Source organism: Fibrobacter sp., from assembly GCA_012523595.1.
Classification (GTDB): domain Bacteria; phylum Fibrobacterota; class Chitinivibrionia; order Chitinivibrionales; family Chitinispirillaceae; genus JAAYIG01.
In genome coordinates this window covers 1-26,035 of sequence record JAAYIG010000199.1, presented here as the reverse complement: position 1 = coordinate 26,035, position 26,035 = coordinate 1, and the positions used below count along the sequence as shown (strand labels likewise).

Genomic DNA, 26,035 nt, shown 5'->3' with positions numbered 1-26,035 from the left:
CAGTTATCCTGCGTGGTGTATCCGCAGTGTGTGAGCAGCGATACGGAATGTGAAATGGTTTATCCTGCGAATCTCCTCCAGAAGATCAACATGGATAGAGGTGGTCTGAAGTGATTCCGGCTTTTTCTTGTAAAGCCTATTCATGTGTCTCTCAAGCAGCTGGTCAAAAAGTTCATCAGTCTTTTTCTTCTGACTAAAAACTTTCCTGGCCAGTTCGAGATCATTCATTACAAAGGCAGCCAGCGCTTCCTGGAAAGCAGAGGATGTAGAGCCATAAAACTCCAGTATCTCCTGCCTCCCCTCTTTGGAAAGAGGTAATGGACTCATCTCTATCTTCTCTGCCAAGTTGACAATGCTCTTTGAGATTATATCACCAACATGCTCAAGGTCCGTTGTTATCATCACAAACTGATATGCCCTGGTTGACTGTTCAGGGTCAAGCTCCTCACGCCCCATCCGCGTAAGAAATGCAACTATACTCTCATGAAGAAAGTCGACCTCATCATCACTCATGACTATTCTGTTTTTCCTGCGGAGATCGAAACAGTTGATAAGCTCCCTGCTCTCCTCCACCATGCTTGATACCGATTCCGACATCCTGGCAATCTCCTTTACTGCCTGCGAAAGGGCAAGAACCGGCAGCCCGATCACATTTTCATGCAGGAAAGAGACACTGTACCGGGTTGGCGATTTTCTTCCGGGATTTACAAGCTTCAGAATGGCCTTCTCAAAGGTGTTCAAAAACGGCAGGAAAAGGATAGAGATAAAAATGTTAAATGATGTGTGAAGAAATGCAATCTGAACTGCGGCTGAACTACCTGCAAAAGAGTCAAGGTGCACCAGAAGTCCCGTAAATGGGAAAACAACAGCAGTTCCGGTCAGCTTGAATATGAAATGTGCCCAGGCAACCCGTGTCCCTTCCAGATCAGCCCTGAGAGCAGAAAGGAAAGCTGTAATACAGGTTCCTAAATTGGCACCCAGCACAAGAGGGAGAAACTCTCTTAAACCGGGAATAAATCCATTTCCTGCATTGTAAAGTTCTCCCAAAGCAATCACAATGGCCAGTGTTGCGGCACTGCTCTGGATCACAGCAGTAATAAGAGTCCCTGCAAGGAGCCCGTACCAGGGATTTGTCAGACTGGAATACAGCATCCTCTCAAACAGCGGCAGATTGCGCAGAGGAGTGACCGCCTCAGCCATCATCTGCATTCCGAAAAATATGAAACCCATTGCAAGAACCAGCTTCCCATACCCTGAAAGCCTGTCTGACTTACGGCTGAGAGATGCAAAGTAGCCAGTAGCAATTAGAAACGGGGCGATATAATAAAATTTGAATGCAAAAAGCTGCACAGTCAGAGTAGTGCCCAGACCAGAACCCAGAATCATCCCCAGTGACTGACTTAAGGTCATGAGCTGAGCGCTTGCGAGTCCCACAAGCATAACAGTTGTTGCTGATGATGATTGGGTCAGCAATGTAGTGACAAAACCAGCGATGTAGGCACTTATCCTATGACGGGTGATAGCTGAAATAACCCTGCGAAGGTCCTTCCCCCCTATCATCTTGAGATTTTTCTCTCCCTGCTGCATTCCGTAAAGGAAAATGGCCAGCCCGCAGAGAAGAGAAAAAAAGTGAAAAAGATTGAAAGGTTCGGTCATATCTATTGCTTCTGGCCAGAACTAATGGCCCCGGCTCCTGATCATAAACACTGACAAAAAGAATCAGATCTAACTTATCTAATTATATGATCAGAATTACTGGAAGTGAAGAGATTATGCGGGAATTGATTCATGATAATGGGTCAGGAAATACGGGTGATAATATACTCTGCCATATCGTGGAGGATTTTTCCCTTGCTGCCCAGAAAAGATATGTCATTCCAGGCGAGATTTGTCAATTCCCGGGCATACCTTTTTGATTCCTCCAGACCACAGACAGAAGGATAAGTCGCCTTTCCCCTCTCCCGGTCTTTTCCGGCTTCTTTCCCCAGTTGTTCTGTGGTACTTTCCTCATCAAGAATATCATCGACAACCTGGAATGCCAGTCCCACGTTGTTCCCATAAGAAGTCAGTTTCTTCATGGCCTCATCAGATGCACCCGCAAGCATTGCTCCGATTCTTACCGATGAGCAGATAAGTGCTGCGGTTTTATTATGATGGATATATTCCACAGTCTCCCTGGTCACTGTCTTTCCTTCCGATTCAATATCCACCACCTGCCCGCCCAGCATGCCGCTTGTACCCAGAGCCCTGGCCATTTCACTCACTATATCAACTCTGCCGATCGATGCAAGGATCTCGAATGCGGCAATACAAAGCGCATCTCCACCAAGAACAGCCAAAGCCTCGGAAAAAGCCTTGTGCGCCGTAGGTTTACCCCTGCGAAAATCATCATCATCCATGCAAGGAAGATCATCATGGATAAGTGAGAAAGTATGAAACATCTCCAGTGCTGCTGATGCAGCCAAAGCGCTTTGATCCCCGAAACTTCCCCCACAGGCCTCATGACTTGCCATCAGAAGACAGGGCCTCACCCTCTTGCCGCCCGCAAAAGTACTATACCTCATCAGTTTATGAATCGAAAAGGGATAGGATGTTTCAGGCGGAAGAAGCTTTTCGAGCGTCTCATCTGTTGCCTTCGAAACCCTCTTGATATACTGCATCAGATCATTCATCGGAATTATCTCCACTTAAAAACGATTCCAGTGTCAAGCCAAGCACCTTTTCCATGAACTGGCCGTTTTCTCCCTTGAAAAGTTCTGTCAAACGTCCCTGAGCACTTTTTAACTGAGAATCACAGGTACGGATCATCCCTATGCCCTGCTCAAAATACCGCAGTGCATCCTCAAGACTGAGATCCTCCCTCTCAAGTTCCTCTATAATCCTCTCAAGCTCCTCAAGAGACTGCTCGAAACTCAAAACCGAAAGCGGTTCTCCAACTGCCGGTTTCAAGACCTTTTTTGATATTCTGTTTTCTTTCATGTTCTACCGATATGATTAAACTAATTCACTGTGTTTTAGGATGTCAAAAAGCTGTTTTTGATTCCGTATCATCATCGACGGAATTTATAAGCGCTCCGGCACTGCCCTGGAAAAATCTTATCTTTACCCGCGAACCAACTTTAACCTGTTGCGAACTGCGAATGACATCCCCGTTTTCTCCTTTCACTACACTGTATCCTCTGGCCAGAATCGAAAGGGGATTGAGCCCGCTTAACCTCCCGCATGCGGCAGATATCTGAGAATGCTTTCTCCTGAGCAATATCTCCATCTCCCTGCAGCATCGTGACTCCATATCATCTATCACCTGAGCAGCCTCTGAAAGCATCTTAATCGGCCTGCGCAACGCCCGGCTCTCCGACAGAACAGCAAACCTGGAATAAACATTGTTAAAATAGCGGCAGGCAGCACCGGTAAACCTCTCAGCACAATTCTGAAAATATCGCAGGTTCTCTCTGTTATCCGCGACTGCAATCTCTGCTGCTGCAGATGGAGTAGCAGCACGAACATCAGCTACAAAGTCCGCGATTGTAAAATCGATCTCATGCCCCACGGCAGATATTACAGGTATTCTGGAATCATAAATAGCTCTGGCCACGACCTCTTCATTGAATGCCCACAGATCCTCTATTGATCCTCCACCTCTCCCTGCAATTATACAATCCACTCTGCCATACTCGTTAAGCGCTCTTATCCCTGATGCTATCTCGCATGCAGCATTGTCACCCTGCACCTGCACATCGACTATCACGATCTCTGTCTGCGGTGCTCTCGATGAAACGACCCGGACAATATCCCTTAAAGCTGCCCCCCTCTTTGAAGTCACCACCCCAAGCCTGCGTACCGATTGAGGAAGAGGCTTCTTGTGTGATTGATCAAAGAGTCCCTCTTTTTCCAGAGATGCTTTCAGGCGCTCAAAAGCAGCAAAAAGTACCCCACTGCCCAGTTCCTGCATTCTATGCACATCAAGCTGGTAATAACCTCCACGTTGATAAACCCTGATTGAGGCTATCGCACTCACCGCTATCCCGTCTCGGGGTTCAAACTTCAACTGGGAAACATTACTGCGCCAGATCACTGCAGGGATCTGGCTCTGATGATCCTTTAACCTGAAGTAAATGTGACCGCTGGAGGATGACTTCCAGTTGGAAATTTCGCCCTCTACCCACACAAGCGAATTTCCTGATTCCAGAAGAAGGGCAATTCCTTCGTTTATTTCACTGACTGAATAGGGATAATCCGATTCCTGAGGGGATAGAAAGATAAAATCTTCACTCATGCCTGAAAGTCACCCGTTCGTAAACTCTCTCGATGGATAGAGCCTTTCCACTGCTTTCATCAACTTCTATCACCACTCCGTTTAACATAGGCCCTGATTCCGATTGCTCAAACCTGACAGGTGTCTGCAAAAGAAAGCGTCGAATAACCTGCTTTTTTTTCATGCCGATCACAGAATCCTCCGGCCCGGTCATACCCACATCACTGATGTAAGCAGTACCACCCTGAAGAATCCGCTCATCACTGGTCTGTACATGTGTGTGAGTACCGACAACGGCACTTACCATTCCGTCAAGATAGCTGGCCAGTGCCAATTTCTCACTCGTTGCTTCAGCATGAAAATCTATCAATATGACCTGTGTCTCCCTGCGCGTCTCTTCAACCGCTGCCTTCCCTGTACGAAAAGGACAGTCCAGAGCTTCATGCATGAAAGTGCGCCCCTGAAGATTAATGACCCCGATCTTTCTCCCATCCCCGAGGCCAATTACGGTAGTTCCCCTGCCTATATTACCCGGAGGAAAATTAAGAGGCCTGAGCACACACTCATTTTCCATGAATCCGATATCACTGTCTGGTATCGAAAATGAGTGGTTGCCGCCAGTGACAATGTTCACACCATACTTGCGAAGCTTCTTGAAAAGATTTCCTGTGAGTCCCCGCCCCCCGGCAGCGTTTTCGCCATTGCCGATACAGACATCAATTGACTTCTCTTTTATAATGGACGGCAAACGCTCTGCAAGTACCCGCCGCCCGGTATTCCCGAAGATATCTCCTATGAAAAGGATCCGCATTACATCACCCCAGACATGAGTTCATAATTCCCATGCCTTTTCCATAATTGATTCATTATCCTTTAAAAACAAACCGGAGACAAAGGTCTCCGGCAAGAAAACTGTTTTTTTTCCGGAACTACATGATTACTTTGCGTATTCCGTATATCTGCTTTCTCTGATTATAGTAACCTTTATCTGTCCCGGATATTCCATCTCATCCTGAATTTTCAGCGCGATCTGGCCTGCAAGTTCCTCCGCCTGAGCATCATTTACCTGCTCCGGCTCAACTATACAGCGAATCTCACGACCAGCCTGGATAACATACGTCTTGGAAACACCTCTGAAAGAATCTGCAATCTCTTCCAGATTAGTGAGACGGTTAATATAGTTAGTAAGTGTTTCTCTCCGTACTCCAGGCCTTGTACTCGAGATTGTATCAGCAGCCTGAATAAGAATAGGATAAACAGAAATCGGAGGGACGTCTTCATGATGCGCCGCAATTGCATTGGCAATTATCTCATTTTCACCATTTTTCAAAGCCAGCTCGGCTCCAAGTTCGGAATGTGTCCCCTCAGTCTCCCTGTCAATCGCCTTACCTATATCATGCAGAAGACCGGCACGGATTGCAATTTTAGGATCAAGACCCAGTTCAGAGGCCATGAGACCAGCCAGGATAGCCACCTCTTTACTGTGCTGCAACACATTCTGTCCATACGATGTGCGGTATTTAAGCCTGCCCAGCATCTCTACAAGTTTCGGCTTCAATGCATGCACATCCAGTTCAAAAATCACCTCTTCGGCAGCATCTTTCATTATCTTTTCCAGCTCTTTTTCACTCTTTTTAATCAATTCCTCGATCCGTCCGGGATGAATCCTGCCATCCTGAATCAATTTTTCCAGCGCCAGACGGGCAACTTCACGCCTGATCGGATCAAAACCGGACAGAATCACAGCTTCAGGTGTGTCATCAACTATGACATCAATACCGGTAGCCTCCTCAAAGGACCGGATATTGCGCCCTTCCCTTCCGATAATCCTTCCCTTCATCTCATCATTGGGAAGATGAACAACAGACACTGTCGATTCCACAGTAGTATCTGCAGCACAACGCTGGATAGACTGCAGAATAATCTCCTTCGATTCCCGTTCCGCCTCAGCCTTAGCCTGATCCTTAATCTCCTTTATCATCTGAGCACACTCATAACGCACCTGGCTCTCCAGATTCTCAAGCAACATCTTCTTTGCTTCTTCCTGGGTCATGTGAGAGATCTTTTCAAGCTTTTCATTTTCCAGAGCAATCAGACGGGTAAGCTCTGCATCCTTGGTTCGCAGAGTTTTCTCTTTTGAATTCAGGAAATTCTCTCTGGCAGCAAATTCCGATTCTCTTTTGCTTATTACCTCATCCCGTCGCCTCAAATCAAGATCAAGCTCTTTTATCCTCTGCTGATCCTGCCTGATAGCATCTCTTGTTTTCGCAGCTTCCTTTTCAAATTCTGATTTAGCCCTGAACCATTCATCTTTAGCTTCCAGAATCGCTGTCTTCTTTTGAAGTTCTGCCTCTTTCTGAGCCTCTTTTATTATCCGCTCAGCCTCTCTTTGCACTTCCTGTTCTCTGTCTTCCTTGTACTTCCGATCCGTAATTACACGCCAGAAAAAACCGGCAGCAAAACCTAAAGTGACACACACTATTCCTATTATGATCAAAATGAGTGGTGTACTCATTAAAACCTCCCTTAAAAGTTGCTGAATGTATATAAACGGAACAGAAAAAACCTGCTCCGGTGTCTCTCACACTTTTTAATTTTGCTGCAATGGAAACATTAAGACCGACAAGTGACCTTGTCAGCTTAGGAGGGGTCTATTGAGGAGTTCGGACGCGGATGCCTGATCTAACAACCAAGTACACCGTCAACTTTTTTATTCAACGATGCTAGCTTTTCCTGAAGTTCATTTAATTTTCTGGCACCTTCTTCATATTTGGCCTTGTATTCAAAATACTCACCGGCGATATTCAAAGCCGACATTACAGCAATCTTCATGTGATCCCTTGACGCCGTATTCTCGTGAATTTCAGCCATCTTTGAATTGACGTACCGAGCGATCTGCCTGGTTGTTTCAATGTCGACATCAGCTTTGATAGAATACTCTACGCCAAAGATTACGACACGAACACTCTCCATAGACGTGCTCATAAACCTCCCGACCCACTACAGCAAAACACTACTGCTGAACTGCCGTATCCAGTTTGGAAAGGAGATTCTGAATCCTCTCCGCGGCAACGTTCATCTTTTCTTTGGCGCCCTGCGAATCAACCCTCTGCGCCTCTAATTCCTCTTTTAAACGAGCATTCTCTTCTTCAATTCCCTGAATACGACCGTTGTTACTTTCAATCTCCTCTTTCAGCCTGGAATTCTCCTGCCGCATGCTCTCCAGGGTAGTAATAAGTGCATTTACCTTGTTTTCTAATTCATTAAGAAAATCCACGGACAAAATCTCTCCCTTCGTTATAATTATACAACCTGAAGGTTTATCTAAAGAAAGACTTTAAAATTAACATCTTACTACAGTTTAAAACAGGTGTTTATAATCCCTGTCCTGCTTTTAAATATATATTCAATAATATATAAAAGCCGACAGGAATTTACATCGCTGTAAATCCTACATTATTCGATTTAAAAAGTCAACTTAATTTTAAGTACGCAGATGCGCGCCGAATTTGGCCTCCACAGCCGAAACTATTGCCGAACAAACCCCTTCCGCTTCCTTTTCAGTCAGCGTCTTTTCCGATGAACGGAGTTTAACGCCAAAAGTAATACTCTTGCGGCCGGCTCCCAGCTTTTCACCCCTGAAAAGATCAAAAGGTACTACTTGCTCCACCAGCGGCGAAACCCGGCTTATCTCTTCTGTTACAGCCTGAGCACTTATCTGCTCAGGCAGCACAAAGCTGAAATCCCGCTCAAGAGCTGGAAACTTCGGCAACGGACTGTACACAGGCTCTTTTATTGAGGTATTTATTAGTGCAGTGATGTCCAATTCGGCATAGTATACTGTCGACTTTATATCAAAATAGCTACATACTCCTTCGGAAACCCTTCCTGCTGTACCCTTTATCAGGCCATTGTCCAGCACAGCCGCTTCACCTTCCAATATCCTGCTGCCCTTAGAACATGGCGAAAATTTAAACGGGTCTACTCCAAGATGAGAGGTAAAAGCCTCTAAAATACCCTTGAGAATATAGAAATCATTCTTCAACGCAGGAGTATTCCACGATGCCCCCCAATAATTCCCCTCTACAGCTATCCCCAGCACATCATGTTCTACTATCTTCCCGTTTTCCGTTACCTCAAAAACCTTCCCGATCTCATAAAAATGATTGTTCTGGTTTTTCCGGTTCAAATTGTAAGCTATTACCCCAAGCATGCTCCCGGCAAGAGTCGTCCTCATTATAGCCATCTCGGGGTTAAGAGGATTGAGAATCTTTACAGGCATTTTCTCCGGAGAGAGCAAATCCCGTAAAGCTGCAGAACACATGCTGTTAGTCATTATCTCATTAAGGCCAAAATAGCTCAAGGAGTTCCTGATTTTATCGGTAATTCTCTCCACCGGAGGCAAAGAATTATATAGTGAAACAGAGGCTGCAACTGAGGGAGGAATATTGTCATATCCATACATCCGCCCCACTTCTTCAATCAGATCCACTTCCAGAGTAATGTCATGGCGGAAAAGAGGAACAGTGCAGTGAATTGAGTCCTCTGATTCCTTTTTGCATTTGAACCCGAGTGAATCAAGAAACGAAAAAACCTGCTCTGCTGAAAAGCTGTGCCCTAAGACTAAAGAAGCCCTCGATGGTCTGATCCTGATCTCCCGGGGAACCATCTTTCCCGGATTCTCATCTATACGCCCTGCAGCAACTTCCCCACCTGCCATTTTTCTGATAAGCTCAGCAGCAGTATCCAGACTGTCAGAAAGCCCATCAGCAGGATCAACACCACGCTCAAATCTGTATGATGAATCAGTGGATAATCCTAAACGCTTCGATGTCTTCCTTACAGTTACAGGATCAAAATACGCACACTCCAGAAATACATCATGAGTATCTTCAGTAATCTCCGATCCGGCACCACCCATTACACCTGCCAGGGCAACAGGCCTGCTCCCATCCCAAATAAGCAGATCGTCACCAATAAGCTTCCGCTCTGCATTATCAAGGGTCTTAAATACCTGTTCCTTCTCAGCCTTTTTAACCCTGATCTTCTTGTCAGCGATGCAGTTATAATCAAAAGCATGCATCGGCTGGCCGAAATGGAGTAAAATGTAATTGGTGACATCAACAATGTTGTTGATCGGCCTTAATCCCGCCTTTATCAGCCTTCTCTGCATCCATTCCTCAGAAGGAGCGACCTTCACTCCCCTGATTAACCTTCCCATGTATCTGGGACATCCAGATGGTGCCTCAATACTGACTGAAATTGCATTCTCAATGGGATCGTCTGATTTTTCAACTGGAATCAGAGCAGTTTTTTTCAGGGGTAATCCAAATCTGGCTGCAACCTCCCTTGCCACCCCCAGAACACTGAGACAGTCCCCGCGGTCAGGAGTAATCTCTATCTCGATCACAGAATCTTCCGGGTAGTAAACTGAGAGTGCTTCACCGACCTTGTAGTCCTGCGGCAGTTCTATTATTCCGCTGTGATCTTCTGATATGCCAAGTTCTTTCTGCGAGCAAAGCATCCCAAAGGATTCCACCCCGCGAAGTTTTGCCTTGCTTATCTTGAAATCAGGACCAAGCACAGTACCAATAGTGGCCAGGGCTGTAATCAGACCAGCTCTGGCATTAGGGGCACCACAGACTATTGTGAGCGGTTCAGGTCCACCGGCATCTACTTTACAAACAGAAAGTTTGTCTGCTCCAGGGTGTTTTTCACGCTCCAAAATTTTCGCGACCTTTACACCATCGGGAATCTTAAACTTCTCAATGGAAGCTACTTCGAGGCTGGCTGCGGTAAGAGCATCCGCAAGCTCCTCAACAGGAATATCAATATCGACAAAATCTTTAAGCCAACTGTATACGATTTTCATAATCGGACTTTATCCGCTTTAGAGTTTCCACATGTAGTTTTTAAAATGCGGTCATTCGGAAAACATTTTGAAATTATCAGAACTGTTTCAGAAACCGCGCGTCATTCTCATAAAAAAGCCTGATATCATCGATACCAAACTTGAGAAGTGCAATTCTTTCTATTCCCAGACCAAAAGCAAATCCGGTATACTTTTCACTGTCAATCCCTGCACTTTTAAATACATTGGGATGTACCATACCGGCTCCAAGCACCTCCAGCCACCCGCTCCTTTTACAGATACTGCATCCTGCCCCTTTACACAGAAAACATTCGACATCGATTTCTACACTCGGTTCTGTAAAAGGGAAAAAGCTGGGACGGATCTTTATTTTTGTTTTTTCATCGAAAAATCTTCTGGAAAAGGCAAGCAGAGTCCCTTTAAGGTCCGCAAAACTTACCCCTTCATCGACATAAAGCCCTTCGATCTGATGAAACAGGCAGTAACTGCGGGCACTGATCTCTTCATTCCTGAAAACCCGGCCGGGCATTATACTTCGGATTGGCGGTTTCTGCTTCTCCATTACCCTGATCTGCACCGGTGATGTTTGTGTGCGCAGGAGTACCGATTCGGAAATGTAGAAAGTATCCTGCATGTCGCGGGCAGGATGATGTTTTGGAGTATTCAGAGCCTCGAAATTGTAATAATCACTCTCAATTTCGGGACCGTATGCGACTGTAAAACCCATACTGAGGAAAATATCTCTGATCTGGTTGCGGATACGAATCAGAGGATGAATACTGCCATGCGGGAAAGGAAATCCAGGGAGTCCGGGATCGAATGCCTCGGTCGCTTTATTCTCCTTTTTTCCCCAGTGTGCAAGCTCAAACTTCTCTTCTATCTCTGTACGAAGCTGGTTTGCTGCTGCACCGTAGCTTTTGCGCTGATCTTCGGGAATCTCCCTGACAGATTTAAGCAGTTCCCTTAGAAGACCTTTTTTACCGAGATACTTTATACGGAACTGTTCTGCAGTGGCTTCATCATGTACTGCCTTAAGTTCCGCTTCGGCTTCACGGCGGACCTTATCAATTAACTGGATCGCGCTGTTTGAACCGTTGCTGTCAGACATCTTTATTACCTTTTAAATGAATAAAACAGGAGAACAGTAAACTGCTCTTCCTGTGGAGTATCGGAATACCAGTCAGATACTGCTACTCGGGGCTTGCCTAAAGAATAAGCTCACTACCGGGTTTGAACCTGATGGGTGATAAGAGGCTCACGGCGCGGAATTGCCGGCCATGAGCACTTTGGAACCGGATGGTTTGTTCAGGCCTTTACAGTTTCTACCAGCAGTTTGAAAGCATCTGGTTCATGGAGCGCGAGATGAGCCAGGCTCTTCCTGTCCAGCTCGATTCCCTTTGCCTTCAGCCCGGAAATGAACTTTCCATAAGCCATGCCGTTCAGTCGAGCCGCAGCATTGATACGCATAATCCAGAGTGAACGGAAATTCCGTTTGTTCTGTTTGCGATCACGATAAGCATAAACACCGGCCCTTAAAAAGGTATCCTTGGCGATGGAATAACAATTATTCCTCTTGCCAAAATTACCGGCGGTCTGACTGAGTAATTTTTTACGTTTTGCACGTGAGGCTACACGATTCTTTGCCCTCGGCATATCAAAACTCCTTTTATGTAAATAAATCAGTTTTCCTGATCATCATGTGTCCGGCTTAAAATTACATCTCACCTCCCTTACAAAGGGAGAAAAAAACATCCGGCAGCACATTTTTTCTTTCCTTAAACCTCAATCATTCTGCGAAATTTCTTTTCCATACCTTCAAACACCAGAGTGGTCTTCCTCAAATTGCGTTTCCTTTTTCTGGTCTTCTTGTTAAGAATATGGCTCTTGAAGGCTTTTTTTCTCTTAACGTGCCCATCAGCTGTCAAACTGAAACGTTTACGAGCTGCACTGCGGCTTTTCATCTTCGGCATGATACTCTCCGTTCTTCAATTTATTCCTGAGATCTGTTACTCTGCTTCAGACTTCTGATTTTCTTCTTTTTTACGCTCCGCTTCAAACTTCCGCAGAGCCTCTTTTATTTTTACTTTATCCGGAACATAGATAGAGATCATGTTCCTTCCTTCCATTTTCGCTCTAATCTCAACCTGAGCCAGGTCAGCCAGCTTCTCATCCATGCGGTTAAGTATTTCTCTTCCAAAGTCAATGTGAGTTATCTCTCTTCCCCTGAATACTACTGTAGCCTTGACTCGGTCTCCCTTAAGCAGGAACTTGCGCGCATGCTCTATTTTAAAATTGAAATCATGCTCATCTGTTTTAGGATGCAGCTTGATCTCTTTCAGGTGCATCACATGCTGTTTTTTCTTTGCCTCTTTGGCTTTTTTCGATTTCTCATACTTAAACTTGCCATAATCCATAATCCGGCATACGGGGGGATCAGCAGTGGGAGCAATCTCCACCAGATCCAACCCTGCATCTTCAGCTCTTGCCAATGCATCACTGATCGGCATTATTCCAAGCGCTTCACCATTATCCGCAACTACTCTGACCCGCGGGGACCTGATTTCGTTATTGATCCGTGTTGTGTCTCCATCTCTGTTTGACGGACGAAATCTGTTAATAAAAACCTCCTTTTTATAGTTAATTTTTTGAACCAGGTTTATTGGCTGCGACCAGATATTCTAAAAACTCCGTAACCGTTCTTGATCCCAGATCACCCTTTCCATGCTGTCGCACCGATACAGTACCCGCTTCCTGCTCTTTCTCTCCGACAACAGCCATGAAAGGTATCTTTTTTACTTCTGCATCACGGATTTTATATCCAACCTTTTCACTTCTCTCGTCAATTTCAACCCTTATTGAGGCATCAGCGGCCTTTTTCTGCAGATCCCGTGCATAACCAATAAAACGGTCAGATACAGGCAGAATCTTGAGCTGAACAGGAGCAAGCCAGAAAGGAAGAGCCCCGCCGTAATGCTCAATGAGAATCCCGATAAACCGCTCCATAGACCCGAAAAGCGCCCGATGTATCATCACAGGACGCATCCTCTGACTGTTAGCATCAATATACTCCAGGTCGAATCTTTCAGGCATACTGAAATCCAACTGGATCGTCCCGCACTGCCAACTGCGCTTCAGCACATCCTTAATATGGAAATCGATCTTGGGACCGTAAAAAGCACCATCCCCGGGATTTATCTGATACGGAAACTTCTGCTTGTCAAGCACGTTCTTCAGCGCCGCTTCCGCCCTGTCCCACACCTCGATGGAACCGATGAACTTTTCCGGACGGGTTGAAAGCTCGATCCTGTATTCCTCAAAACCGAAAACCCTGTACATGTCCATTATAAAGCTCATCACTTCGCCGATCTGTTCCTCTATCTGCTCAGGAGTACAGAAAATATGCGCATCATCCTGAGTAAATTGACGAACCCGGAAGAGTCCGTGAAGCACACCGGCTTTCTCATGCCTGTGTACAAGCCCGAATTCAAACAGCTTTATGGGAAATTCACGATAAGAATGTGCGCTGGTCTTGTAAATCAGGAGATGTCCCGGACAATTCATCGGCTTTACCGCATGCACTGCCTCATCGATAGTGGTGAAATACATGTTCTCCCGGTACTTGTCCCAGTGCCCGCTTCTATGCCACAGTTCCTCTTTGAGTATAATGGGAGTCTTCACTTCATTATAGCCGGCCTCAAGCTGACGTTTACGGCTGTAATCGGCAATAAGATTGTAAAGAATCATCCCCTTTGGATGCCAGAACGGGAAGCCAGCACCCTCCTGATGAAAAGAAAACAGGTCTAACTCTTTGCCAAGTCTCCTGTGATCACGCTTCTGCGCCTCCTCCAGAAGCTTCAGATACTCATCAAGCATCGCCTGCTTCGGGAAAGAGATTCCATAGATACGCTGAAGCATCCGGTTCTTCTCATTTCCACGCCAGTACGCGCCAGCAATGGAAAGGAGCTTTACAGCTTTAATATAACCGGTATCAGGGACATGGGGTCCACGGCAGAGATCCTGCCATTCACCTTGTTCATAAACACTGGGCTTTCCCTCTATCTCCTCGAGAAGCTCCAGCTTGTATTTCTCGCCTTTGGACTCGAAATAGGAGCGAACCTCCTCCATCGATGGCTCAGCGCGTTGAATCGGAAGCTTCCTTGCCACTATCTCTTTTACCCTGGCTTCGATAGCAGTAAGATCCTCAGGGGTAAACGGCTCTTCAACATCAAAATCGTAATAAAAACCGCTCTCTATGGCAGGACCGATCGCAATCTTTGCAGATGGGAAAAGCTCCTGAACAGCCTGAGCAAGAATATGCGAAGAGGAGTGCCAGAAAACAGATTTTCCCTCTGGAGAATCAAAAGTGAGAATCTCAACCTGATTCTGATCGATTAGTTTCCTGGAAAGATCAGCTAATGCCCCATTAATCTTTGCAGCAACAGCCGCACCTGCCAGCCTGGGGCTTATCGCCTTTGCAAGGTCAAGCGCAGATGCTCCCTCAGGAAGCTCTTTTTGGTTGTTATCAGGTAACTTGATTATCATATATGATTTACTACCAACAAAACAAGCCACCTTCCCCTTGCATTTATAAAAAAAAACAAAGGAAACGAGGCTGAAGGAAAATGGGCGTTACTGGACTCGAACCAGTGACCCCTACCATGTCAAGGTAGTACTCTAACCATCTGAGCTAAACGCCCTGAATTGTTTATAGATTTACTGCTGTCGGCACTTCCTGATCAACGGAACTGTTCTGGAAAATCCTGACGGCAATTTAATAAAATACGAAAAACCGTAGATAAAAGTCAAAAAGATAATTAATTATGTTATAGACGCAAACCGTATCAAAGGAACAGAAGATACAAAAAAGCTGTAAATGTTTAACCCTGCATTCAACTCTTTCTTGCACCAACGTTTTTAAAATTGTATATTTATCCAGATTTTGAAAAGCTCTTTGATTCCAGAACACAAATTATTAGCAGAAGCATGAATTAAATTATGTCTTTCTGAAAATGATTTGCGATATACGGAATTCTTGGGGTGTCGTCCAATGGCAGGACTCTGGATTCTGGCTCCAGCTATCGAGGTTCGAATCCTTGCACCCCAGTTTTCAGTTGGAAAAGAACTGAAATACACTTTGAAATTTTGGCGCTATCGTCTAGTGGCCCAGGACGGGTGGTTCTCAGCCATCAAACCGGGGTTCGATTCCCCGTAGCGCTACCAATCTTAAACCCCTTAAAATCAGCGAAATTAAGCAGATTTGAGGGGTTTTTTGTTTTTTCTCTCAATTTTCAATCTCTCCCAATTACTATAATAGACCACAACATAATGTTGACTGTGTTTGGATTCACCTTACAGTTTACCACTTTAGAAAAAGTCTGATCAGCATCATTCCCCAGAAAAACGCCAATGCAGCACCTGACAGCGTCCCCATCATATAAAAAGACCCTGTCAGGTATTCTCCTTCTTGGATATATTGTCCTATTTCGAATATAAAGGAAGATAACGTAGTAAATCCCCCGCATACACCTGTTGCAAGTAAAAGCCTTGCTTCACTTGAAAGAAGCGGAATATCGACAGACAGCCCCGTTATAATCCCTATAAAGAAACAGCCTGCGAAATTTGAAATCAGAGTACCAAAAGGGAGGCTATGGAAATTCTGAAAAAGAACGGTCATAAAATAGCGCAGTATTGAACCAATAAATCCGCCTGTCCCCACTAAAAGAAACGGCATAAATGATCTCATTAAAACTCCTTGAGTTTATTTGAAGAGGTTTACAGGAGTATACCGAAGAGGTTTAAATTGAGGGCTTCGAATACTCCTACGTGGCACATAGCAGGAGTCATCAGCCTATTGGCAGGCGGTTAAAGGTGGAACCCCATCACCTGTAAAAAAAATAATTCTTCAATTGATCCTTAGCTAACAGAAATCTTTTATCTCAAACACATCTGTCTTTTTTGAGTATGGCTAATCTTTTCTTTATAGGCGTTACTACTGTTCTATTAAGGGTTATTCAATACAGGTAGAGAGGAATAATGCGCCCCCATTTAAGCTTCTAACAACGCCAGTTCATATTCAGGCATTGTAAAGCCCCTTAAAATGAGAACTTTTTAAGGGGCTTTCTGTTATTATCCTTGCATCTGCTTACTGACAACCGCCAGCCGGACACGGTGCAGGCACAAATGTCGAATGCCCATTTTCAAACCTGGCATAAATCGAGGCACCCTCACCTTTCGGGATCTCACCGCTGCAGATACTGCCGCAGACAGATTCGAATTCACTTCCATTGTTGGCCAGCTTGAACATCCTGAAATCAGCACGCTCATAAGCCTGAAACGAAAGATGATAGAATGTGCCGTCCGAACCTATGGCGTACAGAAAATCAGTTGTATAACCGCTTGAGTGTGTCACCCGCAGAAACACGTTATTTACTGTGAACCATGCGCCGTTTGCGAGCATGGTCCGGGTTCCATTATTATTGACTGTAAACCGGAATTCATCCGGATCCACATCTTTTCTGTAATGATGCAGACCACCGGCCTGGGTGTTGTTCTGGAACCATCCCTGATTTGTCCCGTCAAGCAGCCGCGAATCCTGTTTCCTGGCCGATTCCGGGATATTGACCATATCGATCATTTTAAAGTTTTCACCGGCTGCTGCGGCCAGTTCTGCACCGCTTTTCAGGCCGGATACTGACGGCTTGGTGTAGCTGGCAGCCGCTTTCTTCGCTATCCTCCCGATATAACCTCCGGACATGAAACTCTGGCTGGAAAGAAGCGAGCCTTGCGTTGTGTCAAGGAAGATATACGGATATGTTACGCTGGAACCTGAGGATGGTACAAACACAAAGACGATATTGTTAGAAGTGAACCACTGACCATTTTTTCCATTTAACACTGCGGTACCATCATCCCAGACTCTGAGATCAAAGTTGCCAATCGCTATGGACCCGGTTGTCCAATGCGCATCACTTCCAGTGATCCATCGCGGGTCACGATAAGAATTCACCGGTTCATCACCTATTTGCGGAGCGTTGAGATCGCATGGAGGAACATAGCCGGGAGGATAGTCCATTTCAGCCGAGATGGCCAGACGTAGCGCCGGACCTATGCCATCAATTGAACGGATGAGACGTCCTGTTATATTATCTACACTGCCTTGTGCATCGCGCCGGGTTTTTTGAGTGTGCTCTCCACTGCTTGGCCCTACTGGATCGGTCCCGCCCATGTGCGTACTGCTCCAGGAATTGTAGGCCCACTCCTCGGTGCTGCCTATATTTGCCAAACTGCTTAAATGATTTTTCGCAGCATATTCCCACTCAGCCTCGGTAGTCATACGATACTTCCTGCCTGTCAACTGGCTCAATCTGCAGGCAAATTCCATGGCATCGTACCAGGTGATGCTGGTAATTGAGGGACTACCCCAGCTTTGCTCATCGTCATTCATCACTGCATTCCACAGCCCAACTGTTACCTCATTTTTCCCGATATGATAACTGCTGACCTTCACACCCGGAACAGGTTGTGCATCAGCCGGGCATGGACTGCTCTCACACCCTATAGTAAACGTCCCTCCCGGGATGTATACCATTTCAAAAGACACACCATTTACGGTTTCAGTGAAACTGCCTGTCTCAACTGTCACTTTTTTAAGTGTAATTTCAATATCCTGCTGGGAATGGCTGCTCAGAGGATAGTTTTCTGCAATATATCCATCTGCAGTAACCACGAGTGTATCGACAATTTCATCTTGCGGAGCAGCCGTTTTTTTCACAGGCTCACCCGATGCCCTGTCATCATTTTTATTTCTGTAATCGGCAAGATTATTATATCTCTGATTCGCTGAGACATATCTGAATACATTTCTGTTGCCATCATAGCTGATCATTACCAGATAAACACCTGAGCCTAGTTTGTCTACCGGTAGATGGATTCTTTTTGATCCGGCATCAAGCTTACCGGAATTAGTACCGAACAGTTTTTTCCCTGACACAGAATAAATAGCTGTACTGACATCAGATGGTGCTGCGAGATTAATATCTACATAAGAGCCTTTAAATACTGCGGATGAACGAAGAGGTTGCGGATGGGTTTTATGAACTGAGGTCTCACTTTTGAGTACAAATTGCCCTTCGGAATTGGTAGTAGTTCGCATGTTTTCATTACTTTTCAGTTTTACCACAGCTCCCGCTACCGGGCTTCCAGATTCTTCCTTAACCGTACCTGACATGTACATCTTCTGAGCGAAAGCGGATACATAGAGGAAAAAGACAGCAGACAAGAGATAATTGGGATGCAATTTTTTGACCATCATAGAATGATCACCTCCATTTTCGGGCTACCCCGATTTTATGGTTCTGGTGTTCATCCTTACCCCGTATAAGTAATATAGCATAAATCAGTAATGCAGGCTTTAACTTTTCTGAATTTGTATTGATCGATATAGAAATCGGGTACCTGCTGCTCCAGTACCTCTATTTTGCCGTTAACTCATTGGTAAAATCCCAGGAATCCGGGGGAGGTGAGTCCAAACAGGCCTTTGAGATATCTATCATCCTCTGGGAGGGTGTGATCCGGCATAAATCCTTATTTGGTTCTATGTCCAGTGAGGATGTAAAGAGTTCAATTGCTTTTGCAAAATTTCTGTTCCGGAACTCCTGCAGACCTGAATGATACAGTCTTTTTAACTCGGAAATATTCTCATCTGCTTCCCCTTTTCCAGAGATCAGTTCAAACACCTTTACAGGGTAAACTTTTCCAATAACCCTTATTTTGTCCAGTTCTCTGAACTCGAATTCTTCAGATACATAATTGTAAGTATTCTCACCGACAAGCATATAAACCCCGAACTGCTTTGCAGCGCTCTCAAGTCTTGCCGCAAGATTTACCTCATCACCCATCATCGTATAGTTCATTCTTTTACTGGAACCCATGTTTCCGATGACCGCTTTTCCACTGTTTATGCCTATACGCATTCTCATGTTCTTTACTATATCCGGCCACTTATCGCCCTCGATTGTCCACTTCTTCCGTAAACGATCGAGCTGCTTCTGCATTTTCAAAGCTGTCCGGCACGCCATCTTCGCATGGTCCTGGCAAGCCACAGGTGCACCGAAGAAAGCGATAATTGCATCACCCTCATATTTATCCAGAGTACCATTGTACTCAAGAAGAGCATTTGTCATCTCAGAGAGATATTCGTTGAGAAGTGTCACTAATTTTCTTGGAGAACCAATTTGTTCAGAAAAACTTGAAAACCCCTGTATATCGGTAAAGAAGGCGGTAATTTCGCTCTCTATGCCTCCAAGCTGCGGAACCATCCTTTTCTTATACATATCATTGATAATCGAAGGGGAAAGATAGGCAGAAAAAGTTGAATGTAAATACTTCTTATTCCTCTCCTCGACTAAAAAGCGGTAAGCTATCGATAAAACGTATATGTAAACCATCAGAAACAAAGGCTGAGAGACAGGAATCCATGTTTTTAAAATGCCGAACAGAGTCAGGGCAATCAAAAAATGCATGAAAATACCTGCCAGGAGGACAAACCATCCCAGTACAGGAGAAAAAAGAGTAAAAAGCAGTGTGCCGGGTATTGCGATTGACGCCAGTAAGATCAGGGTTTCTCTTTCACCCCACTTGTTAATAAAGGTATTCTGAAGAATTGAGTTGAGCATTGATGCGTGGATTTCAACACCAGGAAAAGAGATGTCATGTGGAACAGGTTTGATATCAAAGAGATTTGGCAGACTTGACCCGACAATAAATATCTTCCCGTCAAGATTACCCTGCACCCTGTCATTGAGAATATCATAATAAGAATAGTAGGGAAAAGTTTTGGCCGGACCGATATAGTTAATGGTATGAAGATTCTCCCTGTCCAGCGGAATTCTCACTGAAGGTCCGATTTCAAGCCTTCTACCCTCAGGAATTGACAATATATCATTCCACGAATAGTCCAGCAGTTCTGTAAGAACCGGTTCGGTTAACACCGGAATCGAAGAGAAGAGCTGACCATTCTTCCTGGTCACAGTCAGACTGTAGAACAAAAGCCGGTTTTTTTCAGAGGTGTTCCCGATCTCGTCTAAATTGATTTTTAATATTGTCTTCAGGTCTGTTTTCTGCAGCCAAACTTCATTTCCATCCGTATTAGAGATCAAAACCCACTCATCGGCAGTACTTTTTTCAATATAAGTTTCAGAAAGCAATTCTATCTTCTCACCCTCATCCATCTGCAGGTAATCCTCCAGTGACCTTTTTTGCACTTCCTTTAAAATGTCCCGGGAGATATTACCTCCAAACAGGCGAAATACATATTGACCGGACAGAGAATCGAATCCTGCAGAACAAAATGATGAGACCTCCAGGGATTGCCCCTCTTTCAGATCCCGGATCTCTTTTTTACTGTCAAGCAAAACCTTAAGCTGCCATGATGAAAATTTGGGGAAAGAGATTTTGATGGAACCATCACTGGTTTTAAAAACTTTAAACGGTTTTCCGATCTCCAGGTATTTTTTGGGTTTGTATACAATTTCCGAGTCCTGAGTTCCAAAAAGCCTGCATGCTGCCGATACACTCAGACTCAGCAGTGCCAGATTATTGTCACCGTATTTGTAACACAGCGGAACCGAACGGATGATACCGTCTTCATTCGGGGGAGCATTGACAAAGCCTATGCTCATTGCGGAACTGGCAAGTGACGGAAAAGTGCCATCGATCACCGGTTTGGTATTCATGATGCCGAAAGATCTTATCACATCAGGATCATGCAATTTGAAATAGCCGCTGCTGTTGAGTGATTTTAACCATGGCACCGATGTCCGTTTGCCGGCTATTTTCCACTCCAATTCACTGAAATCATCCTTGTTCCGCATAGAAACGCTGTGGATCACATTTCCGGCATTTTTAGTGGCATTTGCAAATTGCAGGTCATAATCGATTGAGGATGCTACACTGTCAAGGAAAGAAGGTGGTATACGCATTCCGGGGTTGGCATCTATAACATTCTTCAGGATTTCTGTAGTATTAACACTGATATTGCTGTCTTCAGGTTCATGAAAGCATATATCGAAAAGTATCGCGGCAGGATAATGCTTCTGCAGAGAGTTAATAAGCTGCGCATGTGTATTGCGTTTCCAGTTCCCGTAATACCCTAATTTGTCTCTGGAAACACTTCGCTCATCAATATCTATTATTTTTATATTCAGAGCATTGCGAATCTGGGACTGGTCATCTTTTTCCAGATATTTTCTGCCAAGCACCCATTTGCACCTTAGATAATAGGTCTGGTTTTCAACTGACTCAACCATGTCAGGAAAAAGCCAGTAAGTCAACAGGAGCCCGGTTGAGGCAATACCCAGACAAATGAGTGCTTTTTTCAGTATGCGAGGTATCAATGTGGTTAGAAAACTTTCACAGAGAATTTGTTTTCAGATCATTTCTCAATTTTTTTTCCAGCCCGGAATCACTAATCATTATATTAATCTGGTTAACATTAATCAAGACTTGCATCCTTACCCGGATATTCCGGATTAAGGCAGAACATTTTCCGTTTTCCCAATTCCATTTCTACCCGCTCTGCAAAGCACAATGAGAGGAAAATGCGGCAGGCTGGAAATGGAAAGAATACCGACAACCTATGGTTGGTAAAGAGAAGAGTATAGTATGGAGATTAAAGACATTCGCAGCGCAAAGATATCCTGCATCAATCGCATCATCATTCTTCTTAGTAAATACGATTACAGCATTTTCAGCCCTGAGGAAAAAGTAATACTGCGTATTCTCAATGATTCGAAAAAACAGTTTCTTGCAGGATTAGTGCCTCCTCAAAAGTGGGATGAACCGGATTATGATCTCAAAGATCTTTACATGCTGGAAAAGATAATAAACAGAACCGCGACATTCGAGGAACTGGTTTCGTACAAAAAGCATAAGGAAGAATTGATCAGAAAGTACTGTGAACTGAATTTAAAATACAAACTATATTGAACTAAACCGATTCTCTGTCAGATCCGTATCGCATCCATTATGCAGTTTCTGCTCTTCTCCTCCCCCATCCTTGAATAATACTTCAATTCTTACCTGCCGAAATTAAGCTCCCAGGTACCGGTCAGTCCGACCTCCCATGCCCCCCCCAATTCAGGAACAAACAGGAACGTATACTTTGCCTCAATTCCAAAAACATTATCTTTTATCAGATGAAAGTTTACCCCGGCAAGGGCATTCAATCCCAGATAATTATCCCCGTTCCAGGTATATTTGTAGGTCAATCCAGGACCAATATACGGATCGATTTTCAGATAAGATCCCAAAGGATAGTAAAGCAGGTTTGATGGAACCGATATGTCAACCCGGGCTGCATCATTGAGGTCAGGGAAGAAGACTTCAAAATCGGTTCTCCATTTGAGGAATTTACTGATATTGTACTCGGCTTTTACCGCAGCCTTGAATCCAGCATTACTGTTGTTCTGTTCAAGACCCAGTTTTCCACCGATACTCCATTCTCCTCTGGATGCAATCGAAACGGCCGGGAAAAGAAAAAGGAGAGTATAGATTAATCTTTTCATAATGTCCTGTCTGATCAAAAATTACTGAGGTGTTTCGCTTCAACAATACACAATGTTTTTCAAAATAAAATCACTCAGGGCTTACAGCAAAATCCGCTCAGAACCTGACCATCTCTGGTGAGCTGAATCAATTGAACCCCTGCCCCGGCATGCTCCAATGTGAATGATTGCATACCAGTTCCTGAGGAAATAAAATTTCCCCTGTAACGCTGTCTTCCCGACATACCCACCACCCTGATATCGTATCTGCCGGCAGGTAAACCATGTACCTTGACAAGAATCTCTTTTCCTGTTCCTGGGAAAGCCATAATCCGCGGCTTTGGTACGCTGCGGTTATTAAGGGTGCTGTAATTCCGGACATCGGTCTCCAGATCCATAATCTTTGCCGTCCATCGCAGAACCCTTGATTCACCCTTGGGGAGTTTCTCCTTGTTTGACAGCATTTCCCATATAAGAAGATTATCGGTTATCTCGGCTAAATGCCCATCATTACCGGTAATGACAACTGTAGAGGGATCAATACGCACAGGCAGCAGGCTTATCGGCCGGAACTGATAACAGTAGCCCGCTCCGTACTCAAGATCATGTGCCAGCATGGTAACCTTAAAGGTAAAATCGGCAGTTCCGGAACCGTTTTGTGTGAAGGTCAAGTCTGTTTTGTACACACTGGCAGAATCACCGAACTCCTGAAAATTAACCTTCGCTGCAGGATCACCATAGATAACCGTCGAATCCATGAAATTGCGTACCAGATTTGCATTGAACTGTCCACTGGGATGCAGGATCTCAAAAAGAGCATTGTTGTTGGATATGAAAAATCCCTCCGGAAGAGTATATTTTCCGGCGCTCTTCGTTATGCGGTCGTAAACTCCCCACGCCATGAACTCATTTCCGGATGAAGCATTATTTACAAAACCGAACATCTGTACCGCTTTACCGGATCCAAACGCCCCATAGACGAAGTTGTTCTTATTGTCGGGGTTTCCCATCAGGCAGTTACTTGCGCACCAGTAAACCTTTGGTGTGGGTGCGTTAATATCCAGACGACCTCCGGAATATGGAGCTCCGTAAAGCTTACCGTCTGACGACCGCATAAAACCCTCTGTTCCGACATCAGGGTAATGGCACTGCCACAGGTTTACATTTCCATGCCCCCCTGTAATGATACAATCCACAGGCCCGGTAATTGTCCCCTCCCCGGCAATGCTGACATTCAGTGAACCGGCATTGAGCCATTTACTCACCAGAACTATCCGGTCGCTTTCATTATCGGGACGTTTGTTTACAGTGTATACCTTTCCCCGGTTTTCCGGAAACAGGTAGTCGGTTCTGATGTAAGAATCGCAGGTCATTCCTATTGCCTGGTAAAAACGCCTTATCGGCGGCTCATAGGAGAGATTATTACTTGCAGCAAGCACAGTTCTGATCAGCAGAGTATCGGATATGGCTCTAAGGGCCGCAGATGCGTCGGGACCTGTAATTATCCCCCATACAGCATCACCGTAGGGATCTTCATCCAGTTGACGGCTCAAGCGGCTTACTGTAACTATAAATGAGGAGTTGCACTCTATGACCGGACGGGCTATATAGCCTATGTAATCGGGCTTGAATTTAGAAAGAGCATCCTTCGTTTCAGTTACCGATGATACCCAGGTAAAAAGCCCGGCCTTGTGCTTTTTGACCAACGAATCAGCTACAGCCTTCCACCCTGGTTCAGAATATGCTCCGGAACTGATTACTGCCGCATACCTGTAATTCTTAGTCTCTGCTGTGATTGCAACAGAAAAAAAGACAACAGCCGTTAAGAAAAGATTAATTTTTAACGGCAGCCTGCGGGATTTCTGGTTTTCTGCGAACATGGTTACCCCTATGATCCGGTTTTGATCGAAGGTGGATCTCTGTCATGCCGGTTTATTTATAAATTAATACAGGAAAGCAGTGTCAGGTTAAATAGTGTGATCAGTTCTTTTTCGGCTTCAACGCCTCAATTCCTGACTTGGTAAGATATTCCTCAATGTCTGTTTCTATCACCAATGTCTTGCAGGATTATTCCAAAATTAAAAAGAAGAAATTACCCGTCAGTTATTACTCTCTGCCAGGTTTACAACATCGGTGTCGTAACATGTACCTTCCCATACCCTGTCCCCCAGGCCCCTGCCCATCATTCTCTCGATACAGTACCCGGCGTGCCTCAATCCCAGTCTTAAAGCCCTCAGTATCCCTGTGAGATTTTCAAGTGTCATCTTCAGTAAAAACCGCTCTGTACATATAAGCCTTTTACTGAAAAGGATAAGAAGGATCAGCATCAACCTGACAGGGCCAAGCTGCTTCTGAAATAAAACAGGAATATCTCCGGGTTCAAAAATCAAAAAGTTACCAGGTTTTCTTGCAGTCTTTGTCCAGAAAAAACTCTTTTTGATGATACCTCTTTCCCTGCACTCTTTTTCAAGTCTGGTACCAGGATAAATTCTCATACCCACAGTCACTGCAAAAAAATCTATGCGATCCCTGTTCTTCTCAATAAAGCCGATATCATCCAGACACTCCTTAAACGTTTGATTCAAATGACCAAATGTAAAAAACACCTTGGAGCGGATATCAAGTTTTTTACAGATCGATAAAACATCCAGAACCTGTTCCGACGTGATACCTTTAGCAATATGTCTCAGATGGGATTGATTCGCTGTTTCCATTCCCATGTTGATATAATAGCAGCCGCTCTCTTTCATCAGTTTTAACAGATCATAATCGACCGTATCAGCCCGGATTTCACACTCCCACGGTATTTTAACGCTTTTCATCCGGCTGCAGAACTCCTCAACATGTCCTCTATCAGCGGTAAATGTGCTGTCAAATATCTTTATTCCAGAGAGTTTTTTCCGTGAAAGCAGGTATTCAATCTCACTCATCACGGAATCAATCGGCCTTAATCTCAGGCCGCCGGGAAACATCCTCGATGCTGCACAGAAATTGCACGCTGTGGGACAGCCCCTCGATGTCATAACAAAATCACCAGGCCCGCCAATAAACTCCATCTCTAAATTATAGAAGTCGCCAAGAAGATCCCGATTTGGAATTGGCAGAACAGAAAGATCGTTAATCCTCTGAGGCTTATTCTCAACGATCTCCACATCCTTCCTGTAACACAGACCGGGAATACTGAAATCCGGTAATCCGGAACCCCTCAGAATACTGTTGCATAACGCAAGAAAAGACAGTTCAGCTTCACCTTTTATGATAAAATCTATCTCAGGAATATCTCTTAGCACATCCTGTGCTGTAAATGTCGCATTGATTCCCCCGTAAACCACAACAGAATCGGGCAAAACCTGTTTCGAGATCCTT

At 44.8% G+C, this 26,035-nt stretch carries 21 protein-coding genes and 3 tRNA genes; 3 read left to right on the top strand and 21 right to left on the bottom strand.

The genetic code is table 11. From position 1 onward, the window contains the following. Positions 1–3: 3 nt before the first annotated feature. The 15 genes from GX089_13845 to GX089_13775 all read right to left on the bottom strand — a co-directional run bounded on the left by GX089_13845 (position 4) and on the right by GX089_13775 (position 14,824). A complete protein-coding gene (locus GX089_13845) occupies positions 4–1,656 on the bottom strand; it encodes a Na/Pi cotransporter family protein (protein ID NLP03571.1) in 1,653 nt (550 codons plus the stop codon). A 143-nt stretch (positions 1,657–1,799) separates the two neighbouring features. Then, positions 1,800–2,660, bottom strand: a complete 861-nt coding sequence (locus GX089_13840) for a polyprenyl synthetase family protein (GenBank protein NLP03570.1) — start codon at positions 2,658–2,660, stop codon at positions 1,800–1,802. 4 nt (positions 2,661–2,664) lie between these two features. After that, positions 2,665–2,979, bottom strand: a complete 315-nt coding sequence (gene xseB / locus GX089_13835) for an exodeoxyribonuclease VII small subunit (GenBank protein ID NLP03569.1) — start codon at positions 2,977–2,979, stop codon at positions 2,665–2,667. Positions 2,980–3,022: 43 nt separating this feature from the next. Continuing rightward, complete coding sequence (locus GX089_13830; protein NLP03568.1) at positions 3,023–4,276, bottom strand: exodeoxyribonuclease VII large subunit; 1,254 nt, start codon at positions 4,274–4,276, stop codon at positions 3,023–3,025. Next, positions 4,269–5,066 carry a TIGR00282 family metallophosphoesterase gene (locus tag GX089_13825; protein NLP03567.1) on the bottom strand — a complete coding sequence of 266 codons (798 nt, stop codon included), beginning with the start codon at positions 5,064–5,066 and terminating at the stop codon, positions 4,269–4,271. Before GX089_13825 ends, GX089_13830 begins: the two co-directional genes overlap by 8 nt. A 126-nt stretch (positions 5,067–5,192) precedes the next feature. Beyond that, positions 5,193–6,770 carry a ribonuclease Y gene (rny, locus tag GX089_13820; protein NLP03566.1) on the bottom strand — a complete coding sequence of 526 codons (1,578 nt, stop codon included), beginning with the start codon at positions 6,768–6,770 and terminating at the stop codon, positions 5,193–5,195. 167 nt (positions 6,771–6,937) lie between these two features. Further along, the gene (locus GX089_13815; protein NLP03565.1) at positions 6,938–7,240 is read right to left on the bottom strand and encodes a cell division protein ZapA; all 303 of its coding nucleotides are present in this window, start codon (positions 7,238–7,240) and stop codon (positions 6,938–6,940) included. A 28-nt stretch (positions 7,241–7,268) separates the two neighbouring features. Then, on the bottom strand, positions 7,269–7,532 hold the full coding sequence (gene zapB, locus GX089_13810) for a cell division protein ZapB (protein ID NLP03564.1): 264 nt from the start codon (positions 7,530–7,532) through the stop codon (positions 7,269–7,271). 207 nt (positions 7,533–7,739) lie between these two features. Further along, positions 7,740–10,127, bottom strand: a complete 2,388-nt coding sequence (locus tag GX089_13805; protein ID NLP03563.1) for a phenylalanine--tRNA ligase subunit beta — start codon at positions 10,125–10,127, stop codon at positions 7,740–7,742. A 76-nt stretch (positions 10,128–10,203) separates the two neighbouring features. Then, positions 10,204–11,235: a phenylalanine--tRNA ligase subunit alpha gene (gene pheS, locus GX089_13800; GenBank protein ID NLP03562.1), complete on the bottom strand. Its 1,032-nt coding sequence runs from the start codon at positions 11,233–11,235 to the stop codon at positions 10,204–10,206. 197 nt (positions 11,236–11,432) lie between these two features. Beyond that, on the bottom strand, positions 11,433–11,780 hold the full coding sequence (rplT, locus tag GX089_13795) for a 50S ribosomal protein L20 (protein ID NLP03561.1): 348 nt from the start codon (positions 11,778–11,780) through the stop codon (positions 11,433–11,435). A 122-nt stretch (positions 11,781–11,902) separates the two neighbouring features. Then, positions 11,903–12,097 (bottom strand): 50S ribosomal protein L35, encoded by a 195-nt coding sequence (rpmI, locus tag GX089_13790; GenBank protein NLP03560.1) that lies wholly within the window; start codon positions 12,095–12,097, stop codon positions 11,903–11,905. Between the two features lie 36 nt (positions 12,098–12,133). Further along, on the bottom strand, positions 12,134–12,745 hold the full coding sequence (locus GX089_13785) for a translation initiation factor IF-3 (protein ID NLP03559.1): 612 nt from the start codon (positions 12,743–12,745) through the stop codon (positions 12,134–12,136). 19 nt (positions 12,746–12,764) lie between these two features. After that, complete coding sequence (gene thrS, locus GX089_13780; GenBank protein ID NLP03558.1) at positions 12,765–14,669, bottom strand: threonine--tRNA ligase; 1,905 nt, start codon at positions 14,667–14,669, stop codon at positions 12,765–12,767. An 81-nt stretch (positions 14,670–14,750) separates the two neighbouring features. Continuing rightward, positions 14,751–14,824 (bottom strand) — tRNA-Val (locus GX089_13775). Positions 14,825–15,160: 336 nt separating this feature from the next. On the opposite strand from GX089_13775, the gene GX089_13770 reads away from it, so the two are divergent. Next, positions 15,161–15,231: transfer RNA gene (locus GX089_13770), tRNA-Gln, on the top strand. A 40-nt stretch (positions 15,232–15,271) separates the two neighbouring features. Next, positions 15,272–15,347: transfer RNA gene (locus GX089_13765), tRNA-Glu, on the top strand. Positions 15,348–15,483: 136 nt separating this feature from the next. On the opposite strand, the gene GX089_13760 is transcribed toward GX089_13765, so the two are convergent. The 3 genes from GX089_13760 to GX089_13750 form a co-directional block, all read right to left on the bottom strand. Further along, positions 15,484–15,870 (bottom strand): fluoride efflux transporter CrcB, encoded by a 387-nt coding sequence (locus GX089_13760; protein ID NLP03557.1) that lies wholly within the window; start codon positions 15,868–15,870, stop codon positions 15,484–15,486. A gap of 399 nt (positions 15,871–16,269) precedes the next feature. Beyond that, complete coding sequence (locus GX089_13755; protein NLP03556.1) at positions 16,270–18,438, bottom strand: SUMF1/EgtB/PvdO family nonheme iron enzyme; 2,169 nt, start codon at positions 18,436–18,438, stop codon at positions 16,270–16,272. Between the two features lie 160 nt (positions 18,439–18,598). Continuing rightward, a complete protein-coding gene (locus GX089_13750) occupies positions 18,599–21,457 on the bottom strand; it encodes a CHASE2 domain-containing protein (GenBank protein ID NLP03555.1) in 2,859 nt (952 codons plus the stop codon). Positions 21,458–21,788: 331 nt separating this feature from the next. Here GX089_13750 and GX089_13745 point away from each other — a divergent pair, with 331 nt between their 5' ends. Further along, positions 21,789–22,112, top strand: a complete 324-nt coding sequence (locus GX089_13745) for a hypothetical protein (GenBank protein NLP03554.1) — start codon at positions 21,789–21,791, stop codon at positions 22,110–22,112. A gap of 89 nt (positions 22,113–22,201) precedes the next feature. On the opposite strand, the gene GX089_13740 is transcribed toward GX089_13745, so the two are convergent. The 3 genes from GX089_13740 to GX089_13730 form a co-directional block, all read right to left on the bottom strand. Next, positions 22,202–22,690 carry a hypothetical protein gene (locus GX089_13740; GenBank protein NLP03553.1) on the bottom strand — a complete coding sequence of 163 codons (489 nt, stop codon included), beginning with the start codon at positions 22,688–22,690 and terminating at the stop codon, positions 22,202–22,204. A 74-nt stretch (positions 22,691–22,764) separates the two neighbouring features. Continuing rightward, a complete protein-coding gene (locus GX089_13735; GenBank protein ID NLP03552.1) occupies positions 22,765–24,549 on the bottom strand; it encodes a hypothetical protein in 1,785 nt (594 codons plus the stop codon). A gap of 219 nt (positions 24,550–24,768) precedes the next feature. Next, on the bottom strand, positions 24,769–26,035 hold a 1,267-nt coding region (locus GX089_13730), incomplete at its 5' end, for a radical SAM protein (protein NLP03551.1).

Excerpts from the sequence above, each read along its gene's own strand:
- GX089_13845 (NLP03571.1), bottom strand. The coding sequence starts at position 1,656 with ATGACCGAACCTTTCAATCTTTTTCACTTTTTTTCTCTTCTCTGCGGG.
- GX089_13840 (NLP03570.1), bottom strand. The coding sequence starts at position 2,660 with ATGCAGTATATCAAGAGGGTTTCGAAGGCAACAGATGAGACGCTCGAA.
- xseB (NLP03569.1), bottom strand. The coding sequence starts at position 2,979 with ATGAAAGAAAACAGAATATCAAAAAAGGTCTTGAAACCGGCAGTTGGA.
- GX089_13830 (NLP03568.1), bottom strand. The coding sequence starts at position 4,276 with ATGAGTGAAGATTTTATCTTTCTATCCCCTCAGGAATCGGATTATCCC.
- GX089_13825 (NLP03567.1), bottom strand. The coding sequence starts at position 5,066 with ATGCGGATCCTTTTCATAGGAGATATCTTCGGGAATACCGGGCGGCGG.
- rny (NLP03566.1), bottom strand. The coding sequence starts at position 6,770 with ATGAGTACACCACTCATTTTGATCATAATAGGAATAGTGTGTGTCACT.
- GX089_13815 (NLP03565.1), bottom strand. The coding sequence starts at position 7,240 with ATGAGCACGTCTATGGAGAGTGTTCGTGTCGTAATCTTTGGCGTAGAG.
- GX089_13805 (NLP03563.1), bottom strand. The coding sequence starts at position 10,127 with ATGAAAATCGTATACAGTTGGCTTAAAGATTTTGTCGATATTGATATT.
- pheS (NLP03562.1), bottom strand. The coding sequence starts at position 11,235 with ATGTCTGACAGCAACGGTTCAAACAGCGCGATCCAGTTAATTGATAAG.
- rplT (NLP03561.1), bottom strand. The coding sequence starts at position 11,780 with ATGCCGAGGGCAAAGAATCGTGTAGCCTCACGTGCAAAACGTAAAAAA.
- rpmI (NLP03560.1), bottom strand. The coding sequence starts at position 12,097 with ATGCCGAAGATGAAAAGCCGCAGTGCAGCTCGTAAACGTTTCAGTTTG.
- thrS (NLP03558.1), bottom strand. The coding sequence starts at position 14,669 with ATGATAATCAAGTTACCTGATAACAACCAAAAAGAGCTTCCTGAGGGA.
- GX089_13760 (NLP03557.1), bottom strand. The coding sequence starts at position 15,870 with ATGAGATCATTTATGCCGTTTCTTTTAGTGGGGACAGGCGGATTTATT.
- GX089_13755 (NLP03556.1), bottom strand. The coding sequence starts at position 18,438 with ATGATGGTCAAAAAATTGCATCCCAATTATCTCTTGTCTGCTGTCTTT.
- GX089_13745 (NLP03554.1), top strand. The coding sequence starts at position 21,789 with ATGGAGATTAAAGACATTCGCAGCGCAAAGATATCCTGCATCAATCGC.
- GX089_13740 (NLP03553.1), bottom strand. The coding sequence starts at position 22,690 with ATGAAAAGATTAATCTATACTCTCCTTTTTCTTTTCCCGGCCGTTTCG.
- GX089_13735 (NLP03552.1), bottom strand. The coding sequence starts at position 24,549 with ATGTTCGCAGAAAACCAGAAATCCCGCAGGCTGCCGTTAAAAATTAAT.